At 70.5% G+C, this 16634-nt stretch carries 15 protein-coding genes; 9 read left to right on the top strand and 6 right to left on the bottom strand.

Annotation, left to right across the window (positions count from 1 at the left end):
• The first annotated feature begins 312 nt into the window (after positions 1-312).
• The 3 genes from EV375_RS06480 (at position 313) to EV375_RS06470 (ending at position 2601) form a co-directional block, all read left to right on the top strand.
• Positions 313-1581 (top strand): sensor histidine kinase, encoded by a 1269-nt coding sequence (locus EV375_RS06480; RefSeq protein WP_486588702.1) that lies wholly within the window; start codon positions 313-315, stop codon positions 1579-1581.
• Positions 1578-1985, top strand: coding sequence for a GNAT family N-acetyltransferase (locus tag EV375_RS06475; protein WP_486588323.1), 408 nt, complete (start codon positions 1578-1580; stop codon positions 1983-1985). The genes EV375_RS06480 and EV375_RS06475 overlap by 4 nt, the downstream gene beginning before the upstream one ends.
• Before the next feature lie 94 nt (positions 1986-2079).
• On the top strand, positions 2080-2601 hold the full coding sequence (locus EV375_RS06470) for a DinB family protein (RefSeq protein WP_130298596.1): 522 nt from the start codon (positions 2080-2082) through the stop codon (positions 2599-2601).
• Positions 2602-2864: 263 nt separating this feature from the next.
• Here EV375_RS06470 and EV375_RS06465 read toward each other — a convergent pair whose 3' ends face one another.
• Entirely contained in the window at positions 2865-4595 is a 1731-nt protein-coding gene (locus tag EV375_RS06465; protein WP_486588322.1) for an NsdA family TPR-like regulatory protein, read from the bottom strand.
• A gap of 249 nt (positions 4596-4844) precedes the next feature.
• On the opposite strand from EV375_RS06465, the gene lipB reads away from it, so the two are divergent.
• From lipB to EV375_RS06445, 4 genes are all read left to right on the top strand, one after another.
• Positions 4845-5642: a lipoyl(octanoyl) transferase LipB gene (gene lipB / locus EV375_RS06460; protein WP_130298595.1), complete on the top strand. Its 798-nt coding sequence runs from the start codon at positions 4845-4847 to the stop codon at positions 5640-5642.
• Positions 5643-5823: 181 nt separating this feature from the next.
• Positions 5824-6762 (top strand): lipoyl synthase, encoded by a 939-nt coding sequence (gene lipA, locus EV375_RS06455; protein WP_130298594.1) that lies wholly within the window; start codon positions 5824-5826, stop codon positions 6760-6762.
• A 179-nt stretch (positions 6763-6941) separates the two neighbouring features.
• Positions 6942-7121: a hypothetical protein gene (locus tag EV375_RS06450; RefSeq protein WP_055488545.1), complete on the top strand. Its 180-nt coding sequence runs from the start codon at positions 6942-6944 to the stop codon at positions 7119-7121.
• A gap of 10 nt (positions 7122-7131) precedes the next feature.
• A complete protein-coding gene (locus tag EV375_RS06445; protein WP_130298593.1) occupies positions 7132-7824 on the top strand; it encodes a DUF4191 domain-containing protein in 693 nt (230 codons plus the stop codon).
• A gap of 245 nt (positions 7825-8069) precedes the next feature.
• Here EV375_RS06445 and EV375_RS06440 read toward each other — a convergent pair whose 3' ends face one another.
• Positions 8070-8540 carry an RDD family protein gene (locus EV375_RS06440; protein ID WP_130298592.1) on the bottom strand — a complete coding sequence of 157 codons (471 nt, stop codon included), beginning with the start codon at positions 8538-8540 and terminating at the stop codon, positions 8070-8072.
• A 197-nt stretch (positions 8541-8737) separates the two neighbouring features.
• Here EV375_RS06440 and glnA point away from each other — a divergent pair, with 197 nt between their 5' ends.
• Positions 8738-10153: a type I glutamate--ammonia ligase gene (glnA, locus tag EV375_RS06435; RefSeq protein ID WP_130298591.1), complete on the top strand. Its 1416-nt coding sequence runs from the start codon at positions 8738-8740 to the stop codon at positions 10151-10153.
• Positions 10154-10441: 288 nt separating this feature from the next.
• Here the strand turns inward: glnA and EV375_RS06430 are convergent, their stop codons facing one another.
• On the bottom strand, positions 10442-10945 hold the full coding sequence (locus EV375_RS06430; protein WP_130298590.1) for a hypothetical protein: 504 nt from the start codon (positions 10943-10945) through the stop codon (positions 10442-10444).
• Positions 10946-12210: 1265 nt separating this feature from the next.
• Between EV375_RS06430 and EV375_RS06425 the strand changes: the two genes are divergently transcribed.
• Positions 12211-12585 (top strand): Imm50 family immunity protein, encoded by a 375-nt coding sequence (locus tag EV375_RS06425; RefSeq protein WP_130298589.1) that lies wholly within the window; start codon positions 12211-12213, stop codon positions 12583-12585.
• Positions 12586-12786: 201 nt separating this feature from the next.
• On the opposite strand, the gene EV375_RS06420 is transcribed toward EV375_RS06425, so the two are convergent.
• The 3 genes from EV375_RS06420 to EV375_RS06410 all read right to left on the bottom strand — a co-directional run bounded on the left by EV375_RS06420 (position 12787) and on the right by EV375_RS06410 (position 16427).
• Positions 12787-13287 carry a hypothetical protein gene (locus EV375_RS06420; protein WP_130298588.1) on the bottom strand — a complete coding sequence of 167 codons (501 nt, stop codon included), beginning with the start codon at positions 13285-13287 and terminating at the stop codon, positions 12787-12789.
• Between the two features lie 173 nt (positions 13288-13460).
• Complete coding sequence (locus tag EV375_RS06415; protein ID WP_130298587.1) at positions 13461-14237, bottom strand: response regulator transcription factor; 777 nt, start codon at positions 14235-14237, stop codon at positions 13461-13463.
• 660 nt (positions 14238-14897) lie between these two features.
• On the bottom strand, positions 14898-16427 hold the full coding sequence (locus EV375_RS06410) for an MFS transporter (protein ID WP_130298586.1): 1530 nt from the start codon (positions 16425-16427) through the stop codon (positions 14898-14900).
• Positions 16428-16634 lie beyond the last annotated feature (207 nt).

The raw sequence follows: 16634 nt of genomic DNA, 5'->3' as shown, positions 1-16634 counted from the left end.
GCCGCGGCCTGTGCCGGCTCCCCGTGCGACAGGTCGGGCAGCCCGCGCAGAATGCGCGGCAGGTACCAGCTGCGGTCGCCGCGCAGCATGCGCGGGGGTGTAGCCAGCCACACCGTCGCAGGGGGGCCGGTCCCCCTGCCCGCGAGGCCCGGCGCGGAGCAGACTGGAGCAGTGCCCGGCGCGCGGAGCGCCGCCGAATTCCGACGGGGGAGCGGCGGGGGCCAGGAAGAAGGGGCGGCAGCGGTGAATCAAGGAGCAGCGGCGGAGGGGACCGTCACCGGCGTCCCCCGGGCGGGGTCGGGCGAACCGGCACTGCGCGGACGTGTACGCGATGCTCTGACGGCGGCGGCGCGGGGACTGGCGCTGTGCGTGCTCTCGCTCGGCGTCTCGCTGGCGCTGTTCATCGCGAGTGTGCTGTCCATCGCCTTCATCGTGCTCGGCGTCGGCCTCTTCACGACGCCCGCGGTGACCCACCTGGTGCGCATGCACGCCAACCAGCGACGCCAACTCGCCCGCGACTGGGCGGGCATCACCGTCCGGCCGCCCTACCGCGCGCTCCCGCCGGCCGACGGCGTCGGCGGCACCGTCGCACGCTGCACGAGGCTGCTGCGGGATCCCGCCACGTGGCGGGACCTGGGCTGGCTGCTGACGGACGCCGTCCTCGGCTTCGTCACCGCGCTCTTCCCCGTCGCGCTCATCGCGTACGGCGTGGAGGGCTTCGTCCTCTTCGCCGGGGTCTGGCGGGCCGTTCGGCACAACTACTGGTACGCCTTCATCCCCGTCGAGGGCTTCGGCACGGCCACCCTCTGCGCGGGCCTCGGCGCGCTGCTGATCGCGCTCGCGACGAGTGCGAACCCGTACTTCGTCAAGGCGCACTTCCTCATCGTCAAGGGCATGATCTCGCCCAGCCGGGGTGCGCGGCTGGAACAGCGCGTCGAGCGGCTCTACGAGACCCGTCACGACGCCGTCGACTCCTCCGCCGCCGAACTGCGCCGCATCGAACGCGACCTGCACGACGGCGCGCAGGCGCGCCTGGTGTCCATGGGCATGAGCCTCGGCACGATCGAAGCCCTCATCGAGAAGGACCCGGCGCAGGCGAAGAAGCTGCTCGCGCAGACACGGGAGAACTCCGCCGAGGCGCTGACCGAACTGCGCGACCTCGTACGCGGAATCCACCCGCCGGTCCTCGCGGAACGGGGCCTCGGCGACGCGGCGAGAGCACTGGCACTCCGCATGCAGGTTCCGGTCGAGGCGGACGTCGAACTGGAGGGGCGCTTCGCCGAACCGGTCGAGTCCGCGGCGTACTTCGCGATCAGCGAGGTCCTCACCAACGCCGCGAAGCACGCGCAGGCCGGACGCGTGTGGCTCGACGTCCACTACAGCGAGGCGGCCGCCGGGGGCATGCTGCGGATCGCCGTCACCGACGACGGACGGGGAGGCGCCGACCCCCGGAAGGGCTCCGGAATGGCGGGCATCGAGCGGCGCCTGGGCCAGTTCGACGGCATCCTCGCCGTCAGCAGCCCGCCCGGCGGCCCGACGATGGTGACCATGGAGATCCCCTGCGATCCGGTCGGCCGGTGACCGGGCCCGCCGCGACGCCGGTGCGGCTCCGGGTGAGGCCGCCGCTGCGCGACGCCGAACTGAACGCCCTCTTCGCCGCGTCCTGGCCGGCGCACGAACACACCGACTTCGGCGCCCGGCTGGAACGCAGCCTGCTGTGGGTCGCCGCGTTCCGCCGGGACGACCTCGTGGGCTATGTGAACGTCGTCGGCGACGGAGGTGTGCACGCCTTCGTGCTCGACACGACGGTGCACCCGGCCGTGCGGCGGCAGGGAGTGGGGGTGCGGCTCGTACGGTGCGCGGCGGACGAGGCACGGCTGGCCGGAGCGCGGTGGCTGCACGTCGACCACGAGGAGCACCTGGCAGGGTTCTACGCACGCTGCGGCTTCGGCCCGACGGCGGCCGGACTCCGCCGGCTGGGCTGAGGGCGGTGCGGGAAGGGGCCGGAAGGCGCGGGCCGTACCGGCCGGGCGCTGCGGGCCGGGCGCCGTTGTCGGTGGCGCGCCCTAGCGTGAGCGCATGACCTGGACAACTCCCGAGGTGAAGCGTCCCGAGCGGGTGTACGCGGGCGATGAGAGGAACGTGCTGGAGTCCGCGCTGGACCACGGGCGGGCGACGTTCCTGTACAAGTGCGGCGGCCTGACCGGCGAGCAGCTCGTGCGGCGGCCCGTCGGCCGCTCCACGCTGTCCCTGCTGGGCCTGGCCCGGCACCTGGCCGGGGTCGAACGCTGGTGGTTCCGCAACCACCTCGCCGGCGAGAGCGCTCTGCCGTGGATCTTCTTCACGGACGACAACATGGAGGGGGACTTCGAGGACGGCACCGCCGAGAGCGCCCCCGGCGACTTCGAGATCTACCACCGGGAGGTCGCGGCGGCCCGCGCTGCCGCCGCGGAACGCCCGCTGGATGCCTCCTTCCGCCGCCCGAATGGTCAACTCATGGACCTGCGCGCCCTGTTCGTCTACATGACGGACGAGTACGCACGGCACAACGGCCACGCCGACCTCATACGGGAGCACATCGACGGCCGCACCGGCGAATGACAGGGGCGGCCGAATGAGCGGAGCGGGGGCCCCGGCCGCGTCCGTCGCCGCCGTGCCTCAGGCCCCATGCCTCCCTATCCGCCCGTCGGCACTCCGGTGCGGGTTCCGCAGCCGCCCGGCCGCACTCCGGTGCGGGTCCCGCAGCCGCCCGGCCGCACTCCCGTGCGGATTCCGCAGCCGCCCGGCGACGTGCCTGTCAGGGAACGGCCGCGAGGGGGACTCCCGGACGGCAACCCCGTGCGGGAACTCCCGTGCGAGGCCGGTCAGTTCAGCGCCGCAACCCGCTCGCGGTACCCCCGCACCGGCGCCGCGTCCCGGTAGGGCTCCAGCCGCCGCTCGAAGTCCCGTACGTACTCGTGCGCACGCACCGACCGCATGTCCGCCGCCTGCTGTGCCGCCTCCGCCGCCAGAGCACACGCCTGCTCGACCTCGCCGAGCCCCAGCCGCGCCGTCGCCAGCACCATCCGGCAGAAGAGGCGGCTGCGCGCAAATCCCGTGCCGCGCAGCTGAAGGGAGCGCTCCGCGTGCTGCGCCGCCGCCCTGTACTGCTGGAGGTCCCGGTGGCAGTGCCCGCTCTCGTCCGCCAGCTGTGCCTCGTCGAAGACGCGCGCCCACGGGGGCACCTCCTCCCCGGTCTTGGCCGCCTCCAGCGCCCGTTCGGCCCGCGCCAGTGAGGACGTGCAGGCACGCACCTCGCCCAGCACGCCGTGCCCGCGGGCCTCCGCCGCGTGCAGCAGCGCCTGCACCAGCGGCGGGGCGGCACTCCCGACGCCCTGCTGGGCGACCCTCGCCAGCTGCACCGCCTCCCGGCCGTGCCCCAGATACACCGCCTGCCTGCTCATCGTCACCAGCACATAGCTGCCGTAGGCGCGGTCGCCCGCCGCCTGCGCCAGCCGCAGCGCCTGCACGAAGTAGCGCTGGGCCAGGCCGTGCGCCGCGATGTCGTACGACGTCCAGCCAGCGAGACGCGTCAGGTCGGCGGCGGCGCCGAAGAGCCGCCGCCCCAGCTGCTCCCCGTACACGCCGCGGAGCATCGGCTCCGCCTCGTGCTCCAGGTACCGCACCAGGGCCTGCCGCGCGTGGCCGCCGCCGTATGCGTGGTCGAGGGCGCGGAAGAGTTCGCCGACGGAGCGCAGCGCGTTGACGTCTCCGACGGACACGCGCTGGCCGGGACCCCGCTCCGTCCGGTCGGGCCGCTCGGACCGCGCCGCACCGGCGACGGCCGCCGCGCGTGCCGCCGCACCCGCCGCCGCGGCGGCACCCGGGGCCGTGCGGGTTCCGGCCGGCACGGGCCCGGTCCCGCGGGGCGAGGGCACCCGTGTGGCGCCGACGCCCTGCCGTGCCGCGACTCCCGCAGCATGGGGCCGGCCGTGCAGACCGCCGGCGCCGTCCGCGCCCGCTCCCGGCCCGGCGTCGGGGTCCACGCCCCTGGCCACCCGCTCGTCGGGGCGCCCGATGAGCCAGTCACGGCTGGGGACGACCAGCCCGGCCGGTGTGAACGCGATCTTGCGCAGCTCCGCGTGGCTTCCCGAGTCCTTGCGCCACAGCCCGCTGACGATGTCCACGGCCTCGGAGGGCGTCGCCGCGAACTCCAGCCCCGCGTAGACCGGGGCGCAGGCGTCCAGGCCCAGGTCCTGCGCGGACAGCCGTCTGCCGAGCCGGCGGGTGAAGACCTCCGCGATCAGCGCGGGCGTCGTGCCGCGAGGCTGCTGACCGCGCAGCCACCGCGTCACGGAGGTCTTGTCGTAACGCAGATCGAGGCCGTGCTCCAGCCCCAACTGGTCCACGCGCCGGGCCAGTCCGGCATTGGAGAAGCCGGCCTCCGCGATGAGTGCGGCGAGCTGGCGGTTGGGGACGCGCTGGGCCGAGGACTGCCCCTGGGACTGCGCCGACGACGACGGTGGAGAGGACGGCGACGAGGAGAAGGCGGAGGGGGAAGGGGAGGAGGAGGGGGAGGACTGGGCGGAGGAGTCCACGGAACGTTCGGTGGTCATCAGCTTTACGGGCTCCTGAGCTACGGCTTGCTGCAGGCGCCGTGGCACCCTGCGGAACGGCGCGAACTTAGCCGTCCTGCGGGTGCGGCTCGCACCCTTCGCTGTCCTTTTCATCCATACGTGTGAGGAGGTGCCCGGCTGCCGCAAAGGGCCGCCGCAGCCGTAGAGTTTTCTGTGGGACCGGGCTCCACGGCCCGCCCCGCACGGACCGGCCGACCCGGCACGGGCCGGTACGACATTGGAGGAGCCGTGAACGAGCTGCGCTTTGTCCGTCTTGGGTTCGGCGCCGAGGCCGTGGACTACGAAGAGGCATGGCAGGAGCAGCGCCGTGTGCACGCGGCGCGTTTCGCGGAGGAGATTCCCGACACCTGCCTGCTCCTCGAGCACACTCCGGTCTTCACGGCGGGCCGCCGCACGGAGCCCGGCGAACGGCCCGTCGACGGCACTCCCGTCGTCGACGTCGACCGCGGCGGGAAGATCACCTGGCACGGCCCGGGGCAGCTCGTCGGCTACCCCATCCTGAAGCTGCCCCGCCCGGTGGACGTGATCGCGCACGTGCGCCGGCTGGAAGAGGCCATGATCCGCACCTGTGCCGACTTCGGCCTGGAGACCACGCGGATCGAGGGCCGCAGCGGCGCGTGGGTGCTCGGCGACACCTCCGGCACGGCCGGCCGCTCCGGCGACGAACTCGGCGGTCTCTCCCTGGACTTCGACCCGGAGCCCGGTGACGACGACGAGTACGACCCGCGGCTGCGCGGCCCCGAGTACGCGCCCTCCAACGCGGGCCAGCGCGGCGAGGACCGCAAGATCGGCGCGATCGGAGTCCGCGTCGCGAAGGGCGTGACCATGCACGGCTTCGCGCTCAACTGCGACCCCGACAACACCTGGTTCGACCGCATCGTCCCCTGCGGCATCCGCGACGCGGGCGTGACGTCGCTCTCGGACGAACTGGGCCGCGACGTTCCCGTGACGGATGTGCTGCCCGTCATGGAGAAGCACCTGAGCGAGGTCCTGGAGTCGTCGGAGCCGCTGCCCCGTGCCGTGTGAGCCCGCTGCCGCACCCGCCCGTCCGCACCTGTCACTGCCGCACCCGCCCCCTCGGTACCTCCCACTGCCACGGCTGTGAGTGCGCCCTGCGTCTGTGAGGCCACCCGGCGGTGGGAGTCACCGGAGCGATGGGCGTACCCTGAAGTTCGCCGAGGAATCGAAAGTACGTAGGGAGCCGGACGTGTCCGCTGTCGCACCCGACGGTCGCAAAATGCTCCGCCTTGAAGTCCGCAACAGCCAGACCCCCATCGAGCGCAAGCCCGAGTGGATCAAGACCCGGGCCAAGATGGGGCCCGAGTACAACGCTCTGCAGGACCTGGTCAAGCGCGAGGGCCTGCACACGGTGTGCCAGGAGGCCGGCTGCCCCAACATCTTCGAATGCTGGGAGGACCGGGAGGCCACGTTCCTCATCGGTGGCGAACAGTGCACGCGCCGCTGCGACTTCTGCCAGATCGACACCGGCAGGCCGGCCGAGCTCGACCGGGACGAGCCGCGCCGCGTCGCCGAGTCCGTCCAGCAGATGGAGCTGCGCTACGCGACGATCACCGGCGTCGCCCGCGACGACCTCGACGACGGCGGTGCCTGGCTCTACGCCGAAACGGTGCGCCAGATCCACGAGTTGATGCCCGACACCGGGGTCGAGCTGCTCATCCCCGACTTCAACGCGGTACCGGAGCAGCTCGCGGAGGTCTTCTCCTCGCGTCCCGAGGTGCTCGCCCACAACGTCGAGACCGTGCCCCGCATCTTCAAGCGCATCCGCCCCGCGTTCCGCTACGAGCGCTCCCTGGAAGTGATCACCCGCGCCCGCGAGGACGGTCTGGTCACCAAGTCCAACCTCATCCTCGGCATGGGCGAGACGCGCGACGAGGTCAGCGAGGCGCTGCGCGACCTGCACGGAGCCGGTTGCGAACTCATCACGATCACCCAGTACTTGAGGCCCTCCGCACGCCATCACCCCGTCGAGCGCTGGGTGAAGCCGCAGGAGTTCGTCGAACTCCAGCAGGAGGCCGAGGAGATCGGCTTCGCGGGCGTCATGTCCGGGCCGCTGGTGCGCTCCTCGTACCGTGCGGGCCGCCTGTACAAGCAGGCCGTCGAGGCACGCGACGCGCGGGCGGCGTGACGGGGGCACCGCCCGCACGGACCGCACCGGCGCACGAACCGCCTTGACTGCGGCGTGACGTTGGCCGCATCGGCGTTCACAGCCTTTGACCCGCTGGTCATCCGCTGGTAACACCTAACGGTGACGATGGCTGTACTTACAGTTCACGGCAGCTACGTGAGATCACGGAGGGAACCGCCTTGCGGACCACACTGCGCGCGCTGGAGAGCGTCGAGAACCTTCTGATGCGCAGGGGCCATGCGACAGCGCGCCGGAACGCCTGGGCGGCGGTCCTGGAGAACCGCCGCCGAGCCGTCGCGCGTACCGAGGCCGAGCGGGTACTGGAGGCCGCGGCCGACCGGAGGCCGGCCGCCACGTAAACTTCCCCGCATGGCGAGGAAGGAAGACTCCGAGAACAACCCTGGGCGGCTCAAGCAGATCGCTCTGACGTACAAGATGACCCGGCGTGCCGACCGGAAGATCGGCCTGATTCTTGCCGGTGTGGGGCTTGTCACCTTCGGTGTACTCCTCGCCATCGGCTTCCTGATCGGGCACCCGGTCTACGCGGGCATCCTGGGCGTGATGCTGGCCCTGCTCGCGATGGCGATCATCTTCGGGCGCCGGGCCGAGCGGGCGGCCTTCGGCCAGATGGAAGGACAGCCGGGTGCCGCGGCGGCCGTGCTGGAGAACATCGGGCGCGGCTGGACCGTCACGCCGGCCGTCGCGATGAACCGCAGCCAGGACGTCGTCCACCGGGCCGTGGGCCGTGCGGGCATCGTCCTCGTGGCCGAGGGCAACCCGAACCGGCTCCGCTCGTTGCTGGCGTCCGAGAAGAAGCGCATGGCACGCGTCGTCTCCGACGTCCCCGTGCACGACTTCGTCGTCGGCGAGGCCGAGGGCCAGGTGGAGCTGAAGAAGCTGCGCACCAAGCTGCTGAAGCTGCCGCGGGTGCTCACCGGCCCCCAGACCACGCAGGTCAACGACCGGCTGCGCGCGATGGGCGACCTGATGAGCAACATGCCGATCCCGAAGGGTCCGATGCCGAAGGGCATGCGGATGCCGCGGGGCCAGGGCGGCCGCTGAACCCCGGGCGGCACGTCCGCCGGTACGTTCGCGCATCGCATACGCACAGGTCCGGCCCGGGAACGATCTCCCGGGCCGGACCTTCTGACGTGTGCCTGCCCGGCCGTGTGCGTGCCCGGCCTCGGCCCATGCAGGCCGACCTGGGACATGTGTGCCGACGGGCAGGTGAAGCGGCGCCGGAGTGCCGGGCGTGACCGCCCAGCCGGCCTCTGCACCCTTACCTGAACCGCGCCGGAGAGTCTGTCCTACACCCTTACCTGAACCGCGCCGGAGAGCCTGTCGTGCAGGCCGCGCCCGTCCCTGTCCCAGATCAGCGCCGGCACGGCCAGGCCCAGCAGAGCCGTACGGACCGCCACCCGCCACAGGACCAGCCGTTCCAGCCCGTCCACGGCCACCACGCGCAGCCTCAGGAGCCGCTTGCCGGGGGTGCTGCCGACGGTTCCGACCGTCAGCAGGCTCAGCACGAGGAACACCGCCAGCGCCCAGTTGTTCGCGCTGTGCAGGTCGCCGCCCGCGAACAGCCCGTAGGCGATCAGCACGGAGAGCGCCCAGTCGATGAACAGCGCGCCCAGTCGGCGCCCGACCGGCGCGACGGAACGCGGCCCCTCGGCGGGCAGACCCAGCCGTTCACCACGGTGCCCGAAATCCGCGCCCATGTCCTCGGCGGCGGCACGAGGACCCGAGAGCCATGAGCCGATCGCGTCCCTGTTGTTCACACGGCAACCGTACCGTGAGGGGTGAAAGACCTCGTGCGCAGGTCATCGGGTATCGGCAGGGCAGTGGTTAACATCAGCGAAACAGACGGGTCACGCTTGAGAAATCGCGTCTGCCTATGGTCGGGCCCAGCGCGTGCCACCGCACTGGCCTGCGTACCAGCAATTCCCGTCCCTCCGCGGCGGGACTAGGAGGATGGATGTTCCAGAACGCCGCCGAGGCCAAGAAATACATCGCCGACAACGACGTGGAGTTCATCGACGTCCGGTTCTGCGACCTGCCTGGCATCATGCAGCACTTCACGGTCCCGGCCGAGTCCTTCGACCCGGACGAGAACCTGATGTTCGACGGTTCCTCGATCCGCGGCTTCCAGGCAATCCACGAGTCGGACATGGCGCTCGTCCCCGACCTGAGCACGGCCCGGGTGGACCCCTTCCGCGCGCAGAAGCACCTCAACATCAACTTCTTCATCCACGACCCGATCACCGGCGAGCAGTACAGCCGTGACCCGCGGAACGTGGCGAAGAAGGCCGAGGCCTACCTCGCCTCCTCCGGCATCGCCGACACCGCCTTCTTCGGCCCCGAGGCGGAGTTCTACGTCTTCGACGATGTCCGCTTCGAGACCAAGGCCAACGCCGGCTATTACCACATCGACTCCGAGGCGGGTGCCTGGAACACCGGCACCATCGAGGACGGCGGCAACCGTGGCTACAAGGTCCGCTACAAGGGCGGCTACTTCCCGGCCCCGCCCGTCGACCACTTCGCCGACCTGCGTGCCGAGATCAGCAGCGAGCTGAACAAGGCCGGCCTCAAGGTCGAGCGCCAGCACCACGAGGTGGGCACCGCCGGACAGGCCGAGATCAACTACAAGTTCAACACGCTGCTCGCCGCCGCCGACGACCTGATGCTCTTCAAGTACATCGTGAAGAACACCGCTTGGCGCAACGGCAAGACCGCCACGTTCATGCCCAAGCCGATCTTCGGTGACAACGGCTCCGGCATGCACGTGCACCAGTCGCTGTGGAACGACGGTTCGCCGCTCTTCTACGACGAGCAGGGCTACGCGGGCCTGTCCGACACCGCCCGCTACTACATCGGCGGCATCCTCAAGCACGCCCCGTCGCTGCTGGCGTTCACCAACCCGACGGTGAACTCCTACCACCGCCTCGTCCCGGGCTTCGAGGCGCCGGTCAACCTGGTCTACTCGCAGCGCAACCGCTCCGCCGCGATGCGCATCCCGATCACGGGCTCCAACCCGAAGGCCAAGCGCGTCGAGTTCCGCGCGCCCGACCCGTCCTCGAACCCGTACCTGGCCTTCTCGGCGCTGCTGATGGCGGGCCTCGACGGCGTCAAGAACAAGATCGAGCCGGCCGAGCCGATCGACAAGGACCTCTACGAGCTCGCCCCCGAGGAGCACGCGGGCGTCCCGCAGGTTCCCACCTCCCTCCCCGCGGTCCTTGAGGCCCTGGAGGCGGACAACGAGTACCTGCAGGCGGGCGGTGTCTTCACGGCCGACCTGATCGACACGTGGATCGAGTACAAGCGCGAGAACGAGATCGCCCCGATGCAACTGCGGCCGCACCCGCACGAGTTCGAGCTGTACTTCGACATCTAGAAACGCCGCAGGTCAGAGCATTCATTTGCTCTCCTGGGCCGTACACGGGCCGTGGGCCGCACTTCCCGCTCTGGGAGGTGCGGCCCACGGCCGTTTCTGCGAGGAGCGTTGAGCTACGTGGTCTCCGGCTTGCCGGCGGCGGTTGTGCTCCTGAACGCCTTGTCGACGGCCCGCCGTGTGCGTGCCTGGCTGTTCGGCATGAGAAGCGGGTGGGTAGGTCCTCAGCGTGAAGCCCGGGTTCCCGTGCCCCCAAGTCCCTTCGCGCCGCTCGTGATCATCTAGGTCGGATCAACTTTCGCAACCGGCCCTAGCGGTGGCCGCTTCCGGCTTGGGGACCTCCGGCTTGGTGGCCGCTTCCGGCTTGGGGACCTCCGGCTTGGTGGCCGCTTCCGGCTTGGGGACCTCCGGCTTGGTGGCCGCTTCCGGCTTGGTGACCTCCGGCTTGGTGGCCGCTTCCGGCTTGGGGACCTCCGGCTTGGTGGCCGCTTCCGGCTTGGGGACCTCCGGCTTGGTGGCCGCTTCCGGCTTGGGGACCTCCGGCTTGGTGGCCGCTTCCGGCTTGGTGGCCGCTTCCGGCTTGGGGACCTCCGGCTTGGTGGCCGCTTCCGGCTTGGGGACCTCCGGCTTGGTGGCCGCTTCCGGCTTGGGGACCTCCGGCTTGGTGGCCGCTTCCGGCTTGGGGACCTCCGGCTTGGTGGCCGCTTCCGGCTTGGGGACCTCCGGCTTGGTGGCCGCCTCCGCCCTGGTGACCACCGCCTTGGTGGCCGCGGCCGCCACCGTCGAGCATGCCACCGACTTTGCCCAGCAGCCTGTCCAATCCGTGGCCCTTGTTCGAAGAGCTGCCGCCGTCGTCGTTGGGTGGGGCGCCGCCTCCGCCGTCGTCGTTGGGTGGGGCGCCGCCTCCGCCGTCGTCGTTGGGTGGGGCGCCGCCTCCGCCGTCGTCGTTGGGTGGGGCGCCGCCTCCGCCGTCGTCGTTGGGTGGGGCGCCGCCTCCGCCGTCGTCGTTGGGTGGGGCGCCGCCTCCGCCGTCGTCGTTGGGTGGGGCGCCGCCTCCGCCGTCGTCGTTGGGTGGGGCGCCGCCTCCGCCGTCGTCGTTGGGCGGGGCGCCGCCTCCGCCGTCGTCGATGGGCGGGATGCCTCCGCCGTCGTTGGGCGGGGGCGGAGGCGGGGGGTCATCGTTGTGCTGCTTGGGGGGAGGCATATTGGGGTGCAACCCACCGTCATCGTCACTGACTTGGTCCGGCCAGTCAGCCGGCGAGGAACCATCGGCGTCCCCAGCGGGTGGGCGTTCGCCGGTCGCATCACCCGGGTCAGGGCTGCCCAGGCCGGGTGGAAGCAAGAGGGACGGGGTGCCGCTGCTCTCGTCTTTCGTTCCACCGTCGTTCAACGATTGCACGCTGAATGCCACTGTCCCGAACGCCGCGGCCGCTGCGATGGCCATGAGAACGTTCTTGCCCCGTCGGCCCGGACGCGAGCCGCCTGTGCCGTCCGAGGCAGGTGCAGGCGGTGCGGTGGCCTTGGCGGACTTGGACGGGAGGGGATTCCACTTGTATTGGAACGTCTCGAAGGCCCGATCGACTTCTGCCGCCGCCGTGAGCACGCACGGACAGGGCGATGTGCCGTCGATCCGGATAAGTGCCCCGCATGTTGAGCACGTTGGCGCTGCCACCCTCGGCCTCCTCAACGGATCCGCTGTGTCGCGTTCCCCCGCGGCACTGTTCGTGCGCCGACCACGGTGCACAGTCCGCAGACCTGTTTAACGTTAGAGGAAAGTGCAGCGGCAGGACCGATAGTGCTCTGCTTATGAGCAGACTCTGCACGGATGAACCGTGCTTCACGCGACAACACGGCCGAAATCCCAAGGCATCAGTGACCCTCGCCTCGCACGAGACGTTGGCACATGAATTGGGCCTGCCGATCACGGAGTTGCGCGCTGTCGGTACGAATGGGTCTCCGCCCGCGGGCCCGGAGTACGCGGGCAGCAAGCAACTCCTCAACGACGACGGCTCGCCGATCTTCTGCACCGAAGAGACCTTCGGACACCCGACGGAAACGACATGGCGGTCTTCCAGGACCGTTCATTCGGACTCCACCGTCCCCACGCTGGACCGCTGCAAGCTCCACTACCTGCACTCGACGAGCGCGGCACCTCCGCCACACTCGGCCTCAGCACCGGCGACCTGCCGGACCACCCCCGCCCGGAGTGGGAAGCCAAGTCGTTCTACAGCCTCACCTTCCACCTCGTCTGCGAGGAGATCACGGAGGCCGCGCTGAACGGCTGGCAACTCCCGGCACCCACTCTCGAACTGGCCCCGGCTGCGGCCGGGGTGAGCGTGGTGGCGGAGAACGAGGGCTCGTCGCTTCGCCTCGCTGCCGAGTCCGTCCGCGTCGGGGGTGTGCGGACAACTCTGGTGTCCGAGACCGCTACCTGAGCGAGCTGCATACTCGGGCCCACGCCCGAAAGACGGAGCAGTTGAGGGCGTCGAGCACACTGGCGGGGTTCTCGTCGCTGCCCGAGCGGCCCGCGAGCACAGGAGCCGGGGGTGCCTTGGTGACCTGATCGGGGTTGTTGCCGCCGAACCCGGCGAGCCCGCAAGGCTGTTAGCCGTCACCGGGTCGTGGCCGCCCGCCCGTCACCGGGTCGTGGCCGAGTCGCGCCGCGCGCCCGCCGTGGCCTTCGCGCTCGCTGTCGCCGGGCCGGCACGCCGCAGCCGGGCCCGCAAGGCACGTCTGCTCGCCCAGATGTGGACCAGGGCACCGGCCAGCAGCATGGTGCTGGTGGCCGCGTGCGCCGTGTGCTCGGGCGGCATGCCCGCCCAGCGCATCACTCCGGACGCCGTCATCAGGATCGCGGCGAGCAGGAACAACCCGTACGCCAGCCGCCTGCCCCAACGGCCCCTTCTGGTACGGCGGTCACCCCGGAACAGTCCGGCGACCAGCCCTCGCCGGGTCCACAGGTGAAGCAGGATCAGGGCGACGAGGGCGAACCCCGTCGCCAGGTGCGCCCAGGCCACCGGCACCAGCATCCAGCAGGCCACCAGCATCACCAGCACCGGAATGTCGGTGGTAAGCGCCGGTGGAAGGCGCCGGACCCCGGTGGCGGCCCGCAAGGGGCCGCGATCGGTCTCATGCATGCGTCAGAAAGCCTCACAAACCGCTGAGTTGACACCTACCGCGACTCCGCGGACGAGCGCACGGCGGCGGGACCGTCCGCCTGCGGCGGATGCGCGGCCCCACGCGTGGCCTCGTCAAGTCCCTTGCCCCAGCGTCCGCTTGAGAATCGCGGGCGCCGAGCGGAGCGCACCGTTCAGATCCCTTCGTCGGCCGAGTCCTCGATGAGGCCCTCACGCAGCGCGAGAGCCACCGCCAGGGTCCGGTTGGGGCAGTTGAGCTTGGCGATGACGTTGGCGACGTGACGCTTCGCTCCGTGCTGCGAGATGTGCAGCGATCTCGCGATCTGCTTGTTGCTCAGACCCTTCGACAGCAGGTGCAGTGTCTCGCTCTCACGGGGCGTCAGCGAGTAGGACCGTTCCGCTCGGTGCGGCGCCCCCTCCCTTAACTGCCCAAGCAGCCAACGGGAAAGCGATGCCGGAAGCGGCATCTCACCGCTCGTCAGCCGTGTCAGCGACTCACCGAGCGACTCGACCGTCAGGTCCGCGGCGAGCAGGAAACCGTCGGCCGGAACCTCGGAGGCCAGGGCGAGTTGCTGCTCCTCGGGGCCCTCCAGCAGCGACAGCAGCTTGGTCCCCTGCTCCTGGCAGCTCAGCGCCAGATCCCGTACGTCGTCGGTGGCGGAACCCCGGCAGATGAGCACATCGGGGTGCGCGAGCCCCAGCCTCCGCCGTGCGGTCTCGACGTCGGCGAAGACGCGTACGTGCTCCACGAGGGCCAGGTCGCTCATCATGGTTTCCAGCCCGCATCTGACCATCTGGTGCGGATGTACGACGAAGACGCGCAGGCCGCCCGGATCGAGGGCGCCTCGCTCCACGGTCTCGTCGTGCGGGCGGACGCCGGCGGTTCTCAGTCGCGGTCCGGCCGGTCGAGAGCTCGTGTGCGTGTAACTCTGCTTGCCGGTGTCGGGCATTCGGACTCCCCAGGATTCCGTTCCAGGTGAACGTGTCGCGGGTCAACAGGTTCCGAACGCGACTTCGTGCAGCGGATCTGCCTGTTTCTGGCGTGGCGTGGAATTTTGCCGTCCGAAGCCGACCTCGTTCGATGTTCATCTTACGGCAGCCTTGCGGGCGACGGTATTCTTTTCACAAGCAAATTTTTGAGTCTGTGATTTCCCACGTTGTAGTGTTTGTGTGAAGTGGGGAGGTACGCGTAATTTCGGCAACCGGCCACAAGGGGGGAGAGGGCAAGGATCTGGCAGAATGCTGCCAACTGCCCGGGTGATTCAGTCTGTTTGCTTCGTTGTGGCGAGTGGCCCGTCACTGGCGGGATCGCGGCAGCGAACACGTCCGACAAGGTTGTCGTGCCCGCCCTGCAAGGATGGCAGCTCGCTTGGGCAAACTCCGCAGAACATTTTGCAAAGATTACGGCCTAGCAGACTCGGGGGGAATGTCGAATTTGTACACGTCATTCCGAGCGGCTCTGTGAAAGTATATACCTGGAGGTGGCTGCAATGCGAATTCCGTGGCTCACGGACGCGAGTGGAATTCATGATCCTGTATTTGAGCTGCTCAGCGTCCGGGTTGCCTCGTGATGGAATTCGTCGGCCACGGCGGCCGGGAGCGGGCGACCCTCAGCTCCCGGCGAGCGCCGCCTCGGACGGCTGCGGCTCCTTGCGCTCACGCACGAACGCCAGGGTCAGCGCGGCGCCGAAGAGATAGGCGGAGCCGCTGACCACGAGCCCGCGGCCGATTCCGTCGGCGAAGGCACTGTCGATCGTCTCCTCCTGACGGCCGTGCTCCGAGTACCCGGCGCCGAGGCTGCTTCCGACCGCCGCGTCCACCAGCCTCTCCGCGGCCCTCGGGGACATCTCGAGCTGAGCGGCCCGTTCCGTCAGCGAGGCGGAGAAGCCCATGGTGACCACGGCGCCGACGACCGCGATGCCGAGCACGTTGCCCACCTGCTGGCTCGCGATGGACGTGGCGGAGGCGATTCCCGCCTTGGCCTGCTCGACGCTCGCCATCAGTGCGGCGTTGGTCGGCGTCACCGTCATCCCGACGCCCGCTCCCAGCGGCAGCAGCACCGGCCACCACCGGGCGTAAGGGGTGGCGGCGTCCGCTGCGGACAGCGCCAGCAGCGCACCGCCCGCCATCACCAGCCCGCAGGTCATAGGCAGTACGGGGCCGTACCGCCCCGCCAGCCGGCCGGCCACCGGGGCCGCCGCGGCGGCCGGCAGCAGCAGCGGCAGCATGCGCAGTCCGGCCTCCGCCGGGGTGTACCCCTGCACCTGCTGAAGGAAGAGCGACAGGAAGAGGAATGAGCTGAGCAGGCCGAAGGCGACGGCGAACAGCACGCCGTTGCAGGCGGCGAAGCGCCTGCTGCGGAACAGCCCGAGGGGGACCATGGGATGAGCGGCGCGCTTCTCCGCGACGAGGAACAGCGCCAGCGCCGCCACCGCCAGCGCGAGCAGCGCCGCGATACGGGGCGAGCCCCAGCCCTCCTGCTCCGCCTCGATCAGTGCGTAGGTCACGCCCCCGAGCCAGCAGATCCCCAGCACCTGACCCGGCAGGTCCACCGGTCTCCGCGTCACCGGCGTCTCGGGCAGCGCCCGGTACGAGACCGCCAGCGCGGCGAGGCCGACCGGCCCGTTGACGAGGAACACGCTCGGCCAGCCGAAGCCGTCCACCAGGAGGCCGCCGAGGAGCGGACCGAGAGGCAGGGCCAGGGCCGAGACGCCGGCCCAGACGCCGATGGCGCGGGCCCGTTCCCTCGGCTCGGGGAAGAGATGGGTGAGTACGGCGAGCGTGGTCGGCACGAACAGTGCCGCGCCGAGGCCCTGAACGACTCTGCCCAGCACCAGAGTCGGCAGGGACTGCGCTGCCGCGCACAGCAGGGAGCCGCCGGTGAAGACCGTCAGGCCCGACAGGAACATCCGCTTGCGGCCGTACCGGTCGCCGAGCGAGCCGCCGGTCAGCAGCAGGCAGGCGAACGCAAGCACATATGCACCGACGACCCACTGGAGCCCTGACACCCCGGCGTCGAGGTCCCTGCGGATGCTCTGCATCGCGAGGTTGACCACCGTGCTGTCGAGCATCGACATGAACTGGGCCGCACAGAGGGCCGCGAGCGCCCAGGTACGTGCGGTGCCGCGCGGATGTCCCAATGTCTCTCCGTAGCGTGGGGATGAGGCGGTCGAGACCGGTACCCGTGATGCAGGAACGACCGTACTCAGGACTGGACTTGGCGACAGTCACGAAAGAGCGACCGAATTGGGTGCCCGATCGGTCAGGCCGTCCGGGGACCTCGAACCTCGCACTGTGGTCAAGAAGAAGAGGCGCCCTCGGCGGCTACGGGACAGCGCGGCTTCGCG

This window comes from Streptomyces sp. CNZ301 (genome assembly GCF_004217425.1).
Note: the sequence above shows the minus strand (reverse complement) of the source record. Positions and strands in the feature narration are given on the sequence as shown.